General features: G+C 65.1%; 10 protein-coding genes. 6 read left to right on the top strand and 4 right to left on the bottom strand.

Annotation, left to right across the window (positions count from 1 at the left end):
* Positions 1–11 precede the first annotated feature (11 nt).
* Complete coding sequence (locus HNO53_RS07255) at positions 12–746, bottom strand: GntR family transcriptional regulator (protein WP_209477407.1); 735 nt, start codon at positions 744–746, stop codon at positions 12–14.
* Between the two features lie 228 nt (positions 747–974).
* On the opposite strand from HNO53_RS07255, the gene HNO53_RS07250 reads away from it, so the two are divergent.
* The 5 genes from HNO53_RS07250 to siaD all read left to right on the top strand — a co-directional run bounded on the left by HNO53_RS07250 (position 975) and on the right by siaD (position 6,869).
* A complete protein-coding gene (locus tag HNO53_RS07250) occupies positions 975–2,915 on the top strand; it encodes an exoribonuclease II (RefSeq protein ID WP_209478559.1) in 1,941 nt (646 codons plus the stop codon).
* Positions 2,916–3,079: 164 nt separating this feature from the next.
* Positions 3,080–5,131, top strand: a complete 2,052-nt coding sequence (siaA, locus tag HNO53_RS07245; RefSeq protein WP_209477406.1) for a biofilm regulation protein phosphatase SiaA — start codon at positions 3,080–3,082, stop codon at positions 5,129–5,131.
* Between the two features lie 18 nt (positions 5,132–5,149).
* Entirely contained in the window at positions 5,150–5,683 is a 534-nt protein-coding gene (gene siaB, locus HNO53_RS07240; RefSeq protein ID WP_209477404.1) for a biofilm regulation protein kinase SiaB, read from the top strand.
* An 8-nt stretch (positions 5,684–5,691) separates the two neighbouring features.
* Positions 5,692–6,090, top strand: a complete 399-nt coding sequence (gene siaC, locus HNO53_RS07235; RefSeq protein ID WP_275951361.1) for a biofilm regulation phosphoprotein SiaC — start codon at positions 5,692–5,694, stop codon at positions 6,088–6,090.
* Positions 6,087–6,869 carry a biofilm regulation diguanylate cyclase SiaD gene (gene siaD, locus HNO53_RS07230; RefSeq protein WP_209477402.1) on the top strand — a complete coding sequence of 261 codons (783 nt, stop codon included), beginning with the start codon at positions 6,087–6,089 and terminating at the stop codon, positions 6,867–6,869. The genes siaC and siaD overlap by 4 nt, the downstream gene beginning before the upstream one ends.
* Here the strand turns inward: siaD and HNO53_RS07225 are convergent.
* From HNO53_RS07225 to HNO53_RS07215, 3 genes are all read right to left on the bottom strand, one after another.
* Positions 6,853–7,776: an urea carboxylase-associated family protein gene (locus tag HNO53_RS07225; RefSeq protein WP_209477400.1), complete on the bottom strand. Its 924-nt coding sequence runs from the start codon at positions 7,774–7,776 to the stop codon at positions 6,853–6,855. The two genes, siaD and HNO53_RS07225, sit on opposite strands and share 17 nt — an antisense overlap.
* Positions 7,777–7,868: 92 nt before the next feature.
* A complete protein-coding gene (locus HNO53_RS07220) occupies positions 7,869–9,167 on the bottom strand; it encodes an HlyD family type I secretion periplasmic adaptor subunit (protein WP_209477398.1) in 1,299 nt (432 codons plus the stop codon).
* Positions 9,164–10,894 (bottom strand): type I secretion system permease/ATPase, encoded by a 1,731-nt coding sequence (locus tag HNO53_RS07215; protein WP_209477396.1) that lies wholly within the window; start codon positions 10,892–10,894, stop codon positions 9,164–9,166. Before HNO53_RS07215 ends, HNO53_RS07220 begins: the two co-directional genes overlap by 4 nt.
* Before the next feature lie 435 nt (positions 10,895–11,329).
* Here HNO53_RS07215 and HNO53_RS07210 point away from each other — a divergent pair, with 435 nt between their 5' ends.
* A complete protein-coding gene (locus HNO53_RS07210; protein WP_209477394.1) occupies positions 11,330–13,201 on the top strand; it encodes an alginate biosynthesis protein in 1,872 nt (623 codons plus the stop codon).
* Positions 13,202–13,279: the final 78 nt, after the last annotated feature.

Genomic DNA, 13,279 nt, shown 5'->3' with positions numbered 1-13,279 from the left:
GCCGGCGCCTCCTAGCGGGTCAGCTCGACCATGAAGTCGTAGTAATCGGTACGGCAATAGGTGACGGTGAGCTCCGCCGCCGTGCCGTCACCCAGATATCCCAGGCGGGTGATCTTCAGCAGCGCCTGACCACTGGGCACCTCGGCCAGCTCGGCCAGCTCGTCATCGGCATTGATTGCCGTGACATGTTGCAGGGCCCGGACTATCGGCTTGCCGGCCGCCTCCATGACGGCGTAGAGCGATGTCTCCACCGCCAGCGGGTCGGGCAGCACCGCGGCGGGCAGGCAGCTCTCCTCCACTGCCATCACCACCTCGTCTGCCAGGCGCAGGCGCCGGAGCCGTGCCACGCGCGAGTCGGCGCCCAGCCCCAGCCGCATGCTCTCTTCGGCACTGGGCGTTGCCAGGCTGCGCGACAGCCAGTGGGAACTGGGCGTGAAGCCGCGCTGGGTGAGCATCTCGGTAAAGCTCACCAGCCGCGTGAGGGACTGATTGAGGCGTGGCGTGATGAAGGTGCCCGAGCCGCGGCTACGCCGGATGAGGCCCAGCTCTGCCAGTCGATCCAGTGCCTTGCGTGCCGTGATGCGCGATACGACAAGCGCTTCGGCCAGACTGCGCTCCGAGGGAAGCGCCTCCCCGGCCTGCCAGGCTCCGGCTTCGATGGCCTGCTCCAACTGGCGGGCAAGCTGCTGGTAGAGCGGCGTGGCCCCGGCGGGGTCGAGCCGTAACTGCTGAAATCGTGTGTCCATGGGGAACCTCGTGGCCTTACCAATATCAGTCCACTATAGACCCACTTAAATACCAATCAAATACCAATTGCTCGCAACTTTCGTCTAACCCTGACGCGCATGACGGCGATTGTTCTGCCCTGTGCGATCCGTTAACCCCCTGATTCTTCGATACCATGATGGCAACGTTTGGCGCTGGCCCAAGGAATCCGTATAGTGGCCCTCCCACCCCGCCACACGTTCGTGATCATGCTGCAGAACAACCCGCTGCTCGCCCAGCTCAAGCAACAGATTCGTGAGACCACGCCCCGTGCCGAAGGCGTGATCAAGGCCACCGAGAAGGGCTTCGGTTTCCTCGAGACCGACGACGGTCAGTCCTACTTTGTGCCACCCCCGGCCATGAAGCAGGTGCTGCACGGCGATCGCGTCCAGGCCGTGATCCACGAAAATGGCGACAAGACCTCCGTCGAACCGGATACCCTCGTTGAGGCGGGCCTCAGCCGCTTCATCGCCCGGGTGCAGAAGCGCGAGGGACGCCTGGCGGTGGTGCCCGACCACCCCTCGATCAAGACCGCGCTCAAGGCGCGCATCAAGAACAGCCTCGACGAGGCGAGCATCGGCGATGGCGACTGGGTCGTGGCACGGCTGGTGCGCCATCCGCTCAAGCCCGAGGACCGCGCCTTCTTTACCCAGATCGATGAGCTGGTGGCCAAGGCCGACGACCCCGCCGTGCCGTGGCGGGTGACCCTGGCGCGCCACGCTCTGGAGCAGGAGTGTCCCGACGCCGGCGACGATTGGCCGCTCCGCGACGAGGGCCTCGAGCGCGAGGACCTTACCGCCGAGTCCTTCTTCACCATCGACAGCGAGAAGACCCGCGACATGGACGATGCTCTGCGCATCGTGACCCGCGAGGGCGGCGGCTGGCGACTGACGGTGGCCATCGCCGACCCCACCGCCTATGTCGAGGAAGGGCATGCCGCTGACCTGGAGGCGCGCACCCGCGCCTTCACCGTCTACCTGCCGGGCCAGAACGTCACCATGCTGCCCGAGCAGCTCGCCGACGACCTCTGTTCGCTACGCGAGGGCGAGGAACGCCCGGTGCTGGCCTGTACGCTGGACGTGGAAGCCGATGGCAGCCTGGGCGACTACCGCTTCTTCGCCGCCACCCTGCGCTCCCGGGCCAAACTGGTCTACGACCGGGTCTCGGACTGGCTGGAAGGTCAGGGCGACTGGTCACCGGCCGAGGGGATCGACGAACAGCTGCGTGCGCTGCGCGACATGACCGAAGCGCGCGCCGCCTGGCGCACCGAACATGCGTTGGTATTCAAGGACCGCCCCGACTACGTGTTCGATCTCGACCCGGCGGGCAACGTCCTCGACATCCGCATCGAGCAGCGCCGCATCGCCAACCGCATGATCGAGGAGTCGATGATCGCGGCCAACGCCTGCTGCGCGCACTATCTGGCGGAGCATGTCGGCCACGGCATCTTCAACGTGCACCGCGCCTTCGATCCGGAAAAGACCCAGGCTGCGCATGAATTCCTCACCGCGCAGGAAATCGAGGTCGAACTCGAGGCGCTGTCGGAGCTGCCGCGCTACAAGGAGCTCAAGCGCGCGCTGGAGAGCCGCGACGACGCCTGGCTCGACGCCCGCCTGCGCCGTTTCCAGGGCTTCACCAGCATGTCCGCCCGCCCCGGCCCGCACTTCGGCCTGGGTCTGGCCGCCTACGCCACCTGGACCTCGCCGATCCGCAAGTACGGCGACATGGTCAACCATCGCCTGATCAAGCGCGTGCTCAAGGGCGAGCAGGCCCCGGCGGAAGCCACCCAGGCGCTGACCGAGCAGCTCACCGAACGGCGCCGGTTGAATCGCATGGCCGAGCGCGACGTCAAGGACTGGCTCTACGTGCGCTACCTGACCCCGGCAGCCAAGGAGCAACAGGCCTTCGAGGCCGAGATCTTCGGCATCAGCCGCGGCGGCCTGCGCGTGCGCCTGGTTGCCAATGGCGCCACGGCCTTCGTACCGGCCCCGCTACTGCACAGCGACCGTGACAAGGTGGTCGTCGACGACAAGGAAGGCCGCATCCAGATCGAGGGCGAAGAACGCTACAAGCTCGGTGACCTCATCCGCGTCGAGCTGGTCGAGGCCCGCGAAGAGACCCGCTCACTGGTGGCACGCCCGGCCCAGTGACGCGTGCGAGCCGAGTCCCCTCGAGGCCCCGCAGGCTCCCCTGCCGGGGCCTCATCGCCGGGGGCGTGGAAGTGCGGAGTGTCGTATCAACGGAGGCTTTGAGGCAAGGTAATCAATAGAAACGACTAAAGGTGGCTGAGGTCACCCTCAGGGAAGCCAACGCGATGGCAGTACACCTTGGGCTGCGCGGCAAATCGGTCGCCACCTTGCTGCTGGCATGTCTGCTGGCACTGATACCCGCCCTGCTCATTGGCTGGGTAGCCGTCGATGAGGTGCGCCGCCACTTCGCCACGGCCTATGCCGAACAGTACACCTTGCTGCAGATGCATCGCATCTCCGCACCGGTCGCCCGCGAGCTGGCCCTGTCACGCCGCCTCGCCAACTCGGTCGTGACCCGTGAGTGGCTACGCCAACCGGACGATCCCGAACGTCAGGCTCGCTTCTTCGCTGAGGCCGAAGGCTTTCGTCAACAGTTCGGCAGCAACGCCTACTTCCTCATCGACCACGCCACGGGCGACTACTACTTTGCCGACCGGCACGATGCCGAACCGAGCCCCGACTATCGCCTCTCGCCCGATGGCATCCGCAACGCCTGGTATTTCGACACCATGGCGAGCACGTCTACCTACGCCATTGCCATCCGAGCCGACCCTGTCCTCGAGCGCAGCATGCTCTGGGTCCAGGTCAAGGTGCGCGATGAAGGGGCACTGCTCGGCCTGGCCGGCGGCGCCCTCGACCTCGATGAATTTCTGACGCACTTCCTGCGCGCCCGGGCCCCTGGGGTGACGCCGATGATCGTCGATCCGCGGGGCATGATCCGCGTCCACCCCGACCGGAGTAGCGTGCGCAGCGGCACGGACGTTACCCCCTTCGACACTGACAGCGACCAGCACATTCTCTCGTTGTTCGACGATGCCGAGCAGCGCGACGACTTCAGGCGCGCAATGCAGCAGGCAGCGCGTCGGCCCGGCAGCATTCGCACACTTCACGCCGACATCGATGGCGAAGCCAGGCTGCTCTCGGTGGGTTACATTCCCGAACTGCAATGGCTGCTGGTGACGTCACTGGACATGTTGACAGCGCCCATCGTCCAGGGGCGCTGGTTCTGGCCGCTGGTCGGGGCGCTGATACTGATTCTGGCCACCTTGGTGGCAGCCTTCGGCTATGCCTCCAATCGCCTGGTCCTCAAACCGCTGCAACGGCTGACCCAGTCGGCCCGCGCCATCGCCGACGGCGATTATGCCTCGCGGCTCCCCAACGAACGCCGCGACGAAATCGGCACGCTCTCACGGGCCTTCTCGCACATGGCGCAACAGGTGGAAGATCATACGCGCAACCTCGAAACCCAGGTGCGTGAGCGCACTCACGAACTGGAAACGGCACATGCGGCAATGGCGGCTGCCCACAAACAGCTCGGCGACTCGATCCAGTATGCCAGTATCATTCAGCGCGCCATCCTGCCGAAAGAGCAGCTCAACGAAGGACTGGCCCCGTGTCACGCCGTACTCTGGAAGCCACGCGATACCGTGGGCGGCGACTTCTACCTCTTCCGTGCCACGCCCGAGGGATATCTGATCGGCATCGTCGACTGTGCCGGCCACGGGGTGCCGGGGGCGCTGATGACCATGCTGACGCGCGCCATCATCGACAACGCCATCAACCACCACGGCGCCGACGACCCCGCCGCCTTGCTCAACGAGATCGATCGCCAGTCGCGTGAGCTGCTGCCAGAAGCGCAGCTGCCCTCTTCGATCGCCACCAACATGGATGTCGGCCTGGCCTGGGTCGACCCGGCAGGTCGCCGCCTGACCTACGCCGGTGCCAAGCTCGACCTGTACGGCAGCGACGGTCGCCAGCTGGAGCGTCTCAAGGGCGGTAAGCGTGCCCTCGGGCACCGCCGCCCGTTACAATACAGCAATCATCACGTACCGCTACGGCCCGGATGGCGGTACTATCTGTGTAGCGACGGTTTTCTCGACCAGGCGGGCGGAGAACACGGCTTTGGCTTCGGCAACAGCCGCTTCGAGGAGCTGGTGCGCTCCCAGGCAACGGCGCCACTCGACGCCCAGATCGCCGCTTTCGAACGGGCACTGAACGACTACCGCGGCCACCGCCCTCAACGCGACGACATTACCCTGCTGATATTCAGCTCGGCGCTGGATGCTTCCGAGCATGCGCATTCACACCAACCGGGCCCCGGTCGGGAGTCCACATAGCAGAGCCAAGGATTTGCCATGGATCTATTGAGTATGAGGGAGCGCTACGAGCATGAGCGCATCATGCTGTGCTTCAACGGCCCCATATCCCATAGCCTGATCGAAGAGATCGGCAAGGCGCTGCGCAACTACCTCGATACCCAGCAGGCTGCCCCTTCGGCAGCCATGGACGTCTTCGCCGTCTATATCGAGATGACCCAGAACATTCGCCACTATGCCCGCCGCCAAGGTTACGATGACACGCTGGCGGCCGCCACGGTCGCCGTGGCACGCAGCGAACAGGGGCACTATCAGGTCAGCGCAGGCAATCTGGTCGAGCAGGCCGACGGCGAGCGCCTGGTTGCCGCCATCGAAGCATTGGCCCCGCTGGACAAGCTGGCGCTCAAGCAGGCCTACAAGCAGCAGTTGCGCCGCCCTCGGGAAGCCAACGTTCACGCTGGGGCCGGCCTCGGCCTGCTCGACATGGCCCGCAAGTCCAGCCGCCCGCTGCAAGCGGTGTTGCAGCCGCTGCCGAATCAGCGCAGTTTCTTCAGCCTGACAGCCACGATCTGACCTTTGCCATGACGACCATGATTTCCGATATCGACATTGCCGGCAACGAGTCCACGCCGACCATACGCAGCGACTGGCAGGCCGGCCTTCTGGCCATGCAGGGCGATTCCTATCCGGAGAATTCCTACGAACTCTTCGACAACGTCATTCGCTGGGTACGCCACTTTCTGGACAGCGAGCAGCGCCCGCTTCACCTCGAGCTGGCACTGGTTTACCTGAACACCAGCTCGGTCAAGGCGATGATGGATATCTTCGACCTGCTGGAAGACGCCTTCGAAACGGGCCGCCAGGTCTCGGTGACCTGGCACTACGATGCACGCAACGAGCGTATCGCCGAACTTGCCGATGAGTTTCGCGAGGATTGCAGCTACCCTTTCGCCATCACTCCTGCGAAAGACGAGTCATGAAGGATAGTCACGACGATGCCCTGCTGGCGGAGGTGGCTGCCCTGCTCGAGGCCTCCGAGCATGACGGCCACCCGCTCCATGACGCCCTGCAGCGCCTCTACCGCCATCACTGCGAGCAGCGCGGGCAGATGCAGCGCCTGATCGAGATCTCCGATCGTTATCAGCTGCTGGCCATAGAAGCCCGCCAGGTGACCCAGCAGCGCTACGAGCGAACGCTACGTCGACAGCACAAGCTTTCACGCATTTCCGATGGCTACCAGGCCCTCATCCAGGAGCGCAATCAAGCCTTGCACCAGGCTTCGACACATGACCCCCTGACCGAGCTCCCCAATCGGCGCCTGATCGGCGAGCGCCTGGAGTCACTGGTCGAAGCGCGGCGCCGCTTCACCCTTGCCCTGCTGGATATCGACCATTTCAAGGCGATCAACGACCGCCACGGCCATGACGTGGGCGACCGCGTGCTGGTGGCACTGACCCAGGTGTTGAGTGAGAGCCTGCGGGAATACGACCTTTGTGCGCGTTGGGGCGGGGAGGAATTTCTGCTCCTGCTGGTCGATACCGACCGCAGCGAAGCCCATACCATCGTGGAACGATTGCGCTCACGCCTCGCCGAGGTCTGCATACGCTGCGAAGACCAGACCATCTCGGTGACGGTCAGCGCCGGGTTGAGTCAGCATCATCCCGGCGATCCCCATGAGGTCACCGTGAAGCGTGCCGATCAGGCACTGCTCGAGGCCAAGCGGGCGGGCCGCGACCGGAGTCTCACCGATACCCCCTAGGCTTGCCCCGTGCGCCCCCAGCTTCCTGCCGTGCCGCCTCACGCTTCTTGGCCGACCAATCGATGGAAGGCCCCTTGAGCCCGTGCCCACCGGCATAGGGTGACGGCTCAGGTGGCCGCCAGCCTTCCAGCAGCGCAGCATCCAGCCGGAACACTTCGACACCGATGGGGTGGCAGGTCAGCAGCGGGTCGCTGGCATTGGGTCCCCAGAGGTCCACCGACAGATCCCCTCCCGGACAGCACGACAGCGCGCAGAGCAGATCGATCTCGGCGAACAGCTCCAGGTAGTCCCCTTCGCTTGCCGGGCAAGCCTTCATGAAGTACTGGTCGTCGTCGTTGAGCCCTGTGCACTGAAAGACGTTGAGCACGTCGTGCACGTCGAATTCGGTGAGGCCATGCGGCAATACCGCACGTACCAGATTGGAGTGGCAGTGGTGATCGAAGTCTTCCCCGGTCAGCAGGCGATTGACGTAAGGGTCGCAGCGGGTGCCCAGCAGGTCGTGTATGCGCCCGCCCTGCTCGTCCCTGCCGCTGCCGTCAACGCCATAGCTGGCCAGGGTATCGTCGATGATCGTCGCCATGGGCCGCAGGTAGGGCAGCGTCGACCACAGGCGGTCGAAGGTCGAGACATGGGCACGCTGCAACTGGCGGGTGCGCGAGGCCCAGAAGCGCTCACGCGGATTGTGCAGGTGCCACAGGTTGAGGTCGCCGACCTGCGGGCCTTCCAGGGTAGAGAAGCGCACCACATGCCCCGCCGGTACCTTCCAGGCACGACCGTCGCGGATCGGCACCACCAGCGAATCGACCCGCTCCCGGGCATTCGGCTCGGTCAAGCGAGCATAGAAGGCCCGATCGACGTCGAGTATCGAACCGCGTGTCGCCTGATAAGCGGCGGGAGCCTGAGTCATGAGAGACCTCCTCCGAGAACGTTCCCTTCAGCGTAACCCATGCCGTACCATTCGTTCACCGCAGCGCTCAACGCTCGTCGCGGTGTCTCTCGTCAGTCGCGCATGGCACGCGCCAGCACATCGCCGATCGGCTTGACCAGATAGCTGGCGAAGGTGCGCTCGCCGGTATGGATCATGACCTCGGCCGGCATGCCGGCCAGCAGTTGCATGTCGGACGTCATCTCCTCGCGCCCCGCCTCGATGACCCGCACCCGGGCCCGATAGAAGTCCCGCCCGGTGCTCTCATCCTCGAAGCTGTCGGCCGAGACGTGGATCACCTCACCGGCAACGGCATGGGTGAGCCCTTGATTGAAGGCGCTGAAGCGAACCTCGGCCGACTGGCCGACATACAGACTGTCGACATCGCTGACCGGAACGCGCGCCTCGACCACGAAGCCTTCGTTGCTGGGCACGATCTCCAGGATCGGATCACCCGCCCCGATCACCGCCCCGAGCGTATGCAGCTGCAGGCCGACCACGGTTCCCGTCACTGGCGCAGTCACCGTGGTACGCCGTACCTCGTCGGACAGCGCCGTGATCCGCTCCTCGGCGTCGCTGATCCGCTCCTGGACTTCGCGCAATCGTTCGCCGGCCTCCGCCTGGAACTCCTGCCGGCGGATCTGCTTCTGCAGCTCGTTCTCGCTGATCTGCGCCGCAATCCGGGCAATGACGGATTCCTGTTGGGCGGTTTCCCCTTCGAGTTCGAGGATGTCGCGCTCCAGCTCGCGCAGCCGCTGCCTGTCCCCCAGGCCACGCTCGAACAGACTGCGAAGATCGCTGGCCTCCTCGCGCAGTGACGCGATCTGCTGGCGGTTGTACTCCACCAGGGTTTTCAAGCCCTCGCGCTGCTCCTCGTACTGGCGGGTCTGCTGATCCAGCGTTTCCAGCGTGCTTTGCAGCGACTGCCGACGCGAGAAGAACAGGCCGTGCTGCACCGCCAGCACCTCGCTGACACGCTCCGACTCGCTCTCGCGCAGCTCCTCGGGAAACGACAGGGTCGACTCCTCGGCAAGCTCAGCGGCCAAGCGAACCTCGCTGGCCCGATTGATCAGGTACTGAGTTCGTGCCACCTGCAGCTGCGAGGCGGCTCGGGTATTGTCGAGCACCACCAGCACATCGCCAGCCTCGACATGGTCTCCGTCGGCCACGCGTATCTCGCTGACGATGCCGCCCTCGTAGTGCTGCACCGTCTTCTTGAACGAGGCGACCGAGACCTTCCCCGTGGCCACTACGGCGATGGCCAGATCGGCCGATACCGCCCAGCCGCCGAAACCGCCGAAGGCGACCAGCAGGATGGCGAGCCCCAGGCGGCGGTAGCCACGGCCTTCGGTGGGTAGCGTCGCGGATGTCATGACTGCCTCCTGCCTTGACGGGCGGATAAGGGCGACACTCGCCGCTCACCCGAGCCAGCGAGACGTGCCATGACCTCGTGGGCAGGACCGAACAGGCGCATCCGCCCGCGATCCAGCACCAGCAGCTTGTCGACCCCCTCGAGGATGCCGCGCCGGTGACTGACCACGAACAGCGTCACCCCCTCCTCCTTGAGCCTGCGCAGCGTCTGCGCCAGGGCGCGCTCACCGGCGTCGTCGAGATTGGCGTTGGGCTCGTCGAGCACGACCAGCACGGGGTCGCCGTACAGCGCTCGCGCCAGGCCGACTCGCTGGCGCTGACCGCGCGACAGGGCGCCATCGGCAACACCAAGACGCGTCTCGTAGCCTTCCGGGAGGCGCAGAATCATCTCGTGCACGTCGGCCCGTCGCGCCGCCGCCACCACCTTCTCATCGTCGACCTCGCCGAAACGGGCAATGTTCTCGGCGACGGTGCCATCGAACAGCTCGATATCCTGCGGCAGGTAGCCAACCCAGGGCCCCAGGGCGTCACGATGCCAGTGCGCCAGGCTCGCCCCGTCGAGGCGCACCGTGCCGCTGTGTGGTTGCCAGATCCCCAGCAGGGCACGTGCCAGCGCGGTCTTGCCGGCGGCGCTCGGCCCGACGATACCGACATGCTCCCCCTTGGTGACACGCAGATCGATGTCCTGCAGCACCGCCACCTCGCTGCCGGGAGGCACCAGGCTCACGCCTTCGAGGGCGACCTCGCCGCGAGGCGCGGGCAGCTCGAGCCGCTCGGCCTCGACAGGCGACTGCTCGAGCAGCCGGGTGAGGCGCTGGTAGGCGTCACGCGCGCCGACGAAGCCCTTCCAGCTGCCGATCATCTGGTCGATCGGCGCCAGGGCGCGGCCCATGATGATCGACGCGGCGATCATCATTCCCGGGGTCACCCGACCATCGAGCACCAGCAGCGCACCCACGCCGAGGATCAGCGACTGGGCGAGCACGCGTAGCACCTTCGATAGATGAGTCAACGAGCCGGATCGATCGCTCGCCTGTGACTGCTTGATCAGCGCGGCCAGGTGGCGCTGCGCCCAGCGCCGGTGCAGCCCGGGCAGCATGCCCATGGCATGCACGGCTTCGGCATTGCGCAGGTTGCTCGTGAGCAGGGCCTGGGCCTGGATATGCTCATTGCCGGCCTCGGCCAACAGGCGCTTGGTCGCCCACTCATTGGCCAGGGCCAACCCCAGCAGTATGGCGCCGGCCAGCGTGGCAAAGACGCCGAACCAGACGTCGAACAGAAACAGAATGCCCAGATAGAGCGGTACCCAGGGCGCATCGAAGAAGGCGAACAGGCCGTTGCCGGCCAGGAACTGGCGTACGCTCTTCAGATCGTCGAGGGGCTGGGCACTGCTCGGCCCGGGAAGGGCGCGTGCACGTTCGAACACGGCGCGATAAAGCCGAGCGCTCATGCGACTGTCGAGTGAATTGCCGACCCGCACCAGAAGCCGCGAGCGAACCAGTTCCAGCCCGCCCATGACGATCAGCAGGAAAATGACCACGAGCGTCAGCATCAGCAGCGTCTCGCGGCTACCCGTGGTAATCACGCGATCATAAACCTGAAGCATGTAGAGCGCCGGGGTCAGCATCAGGAGATTGATGCACAGACTGAAACCGCCAATGGCGAAGAAGGAGGCGCGACACGACTTGAGGACTTGCTGGAGTTCGCTCAACGACTGACTCGACGACATGACACCACACGCTGGAGAATCGGGAAATCGGGCAACGCACTCCCTGTATCGCGCCGGGTGCCTAGACTAGCAAAGCGCCACGCATTGCCAAGTTATCGTTAAACAGCCTTTTGTTACTCATCTTAGGAATTTGCAACCCAGATCGAACCTCATACTTTTGCATGAGACAAGTAATTATTCGAAGGATCAGTAATTTAGCTGCCAGCGCGACGAAACCCTCTCGGTAACACGACTCGAGTCGGCGCGCCGTCCCCGTTGTCTGCCGCTTCGCTTCCTGCGTAGCATCCCCCGCCAGGCCGCGCCAGTGTCCGGTCCAGCCGTTGCTCCAGGGTTCAGGGAGGCATGGCCGTGCGAGCTGCCTGGAGGCTGGACGAAGGGGCGATATCGGCCGGGCAGGGATGCCTTGCGAGTCAGACGAACCCACGGGAGACATGAATGAGCACGACTCATCTGGCATCGGGCATCACTGCCGACGAACTGGAAACCTTGGTCGAAGACGCCGATGCAGGCGATGTCTTCGTCTTTGCCGACGGCGAGTACCGCTTCGACGATGCCATCACCCTGACACGCTCCGACGTCACTCTGCGCGGCGCCGGTTCCGAGCGTACGACCCTGCGCTTCAGTGACGCGGCCCTGGCCTCCAACGATGCCCATGCCATTCGCGTCGAACCCGACACGTACGATCGCGAACTCGGCCAGCTCGAGACAGACCTGTCGGCAGGCGGCAGGAGCGTCACGCTCGCCTCGACCGAAGGCCTCGCCGCGGGGGATACGCTGCGCATCTGGCAGGACAACGATACGGCGTTTCTCGACGAGATCGGAGACACCTCCTGGCGCAAGCAGCAGCACGCAGAGCTACGTACCAGTATGGCCAAGGTCGAGGCTGTGGACGGCAACCGCGTCACCCTCGACCGCGGCGCCCATTTCGACTTCGCCGCTCACGACGCCCGCGCCGAGCGAGTCGACAGCGTCGACAACATTTCGCTGGAAGGGCTGGGCCTGGCATTCGACCTGGGCAGCCCGGATAACGCCGACTTTTCGAACGTCGAGAGTGAGCTGAACGGTTATCAGGCAGTGTCGCTGGATGGCACGGTCAACGCCCGCCTCGACGACGTCAGCGTCGTCGACGGTCCCTCCACCGCTTTCCACTTCAGCCGTGCGCTGGACATCGAGGCACAGGACATTTCGGCCCGTGGCAGCTTCAACAAGGGTAGCGGCGGCAACGGCTATGCCTACGAGCTGAAGGAGAGCTATGACGGCAGCCTCCAGGGCCTGGAAGACAGCGGCATGCGTCATGGCCTGCTGTTCGCCTCCTGGCGCTCCTCCGTCGGTAACGACGTCGAGGTGAATTTCACCGACCGCGACATCAACTTCCACGGCGGACGCGACCATGACAACCTCGTCCGTGTCGCCCAGTCGATTCGGGATAGCGACGCCGATGAACTCTCTCCGGCGCTATGGGTAAACGCCGGGGGCGAGAGCTTCGGCGCCATTACCGACCTCGATGCCAACGAAGTTCGCTTCGACTACCTCGTCGGTACGCGCCGCGACGATGCAGTGCAGGGCTCGGACGATGGCGTCTACCTCAACGGCGGCCTGGGCCACGACGAGCTGCTTGGTGGCGCGGGCCACGACATCCTGCAGGGTGGCGTCGGCGACGACTGGTACGACGGCACCAACCGACTCGATGGGGGGGCCGGGATCGACATTGCCCGCTACACCCAGCCACTCGATCGCCATCGCCTCGAGTTCGAGGGCGACACGGTACGCCTTCGCAGCGACAAGGACGCCGACGACACCCTGATCGACATGGAGTATGCCGTCTTCGGCGATGGGCGGACCCTGCACATCCCCACGCGGCGCGTGTTCGAAGGCGAGGCGTTAGAGACGCCATCGCCCGAGGCGATCCTGGCCGACGAGCATCTTCCCGGCGGCCTCGTCGACGACGGCACCGAACTGGCAGTGAACGCCGGCACGACGACGCGCTGGGACGACGGCTATGTCAGCGAGGTCTTCGTCGAAAATGTAGGTGACGAGACGATCGAGGACCTGGTCCTGCGCCTCGCCCCTGAGGATGAGGTCGACAAGCTGTGGAACGCACACGCCGAGCATGTTGGAGACGACATTCTGGTGCGGGACGACACTCCCTCCTCGCTCGCTCCTGGCGAAAGCTGGCGTTTCGCCTATCGGGCCCAGGGCGAGACCCCAGAGTCGATCGGCAGCGTCCAGGCTGACAGCAGCGGTGGCGAGCTCGACGTACAAGTGCTGGGCGTCGAGGCTCCGCGATACGACGAACTGGTCGGCTGAGACTGTCTCGCCAGCCCAGACGCAAGAAGAGCGCCCCTCAGGGCGCCCTTCTTGGCCTTTCGGATCGTCGTGGCCGCT

Source organism: Billgrantia antri (genome assembly GCF_017868935.1).
GTDB classification, from domain to species: Bacteria; Pseudomonadota; Gammaproteobacteria; order Pseudomonadales; family Halomonadaceae; genus Halomonas; species Halomonas antri.
The sequence above is the reverse complement of the archived record's forward strand: the minus strand, read 5'-3'. Positions and strand labels throughout refer to the sequence as shown.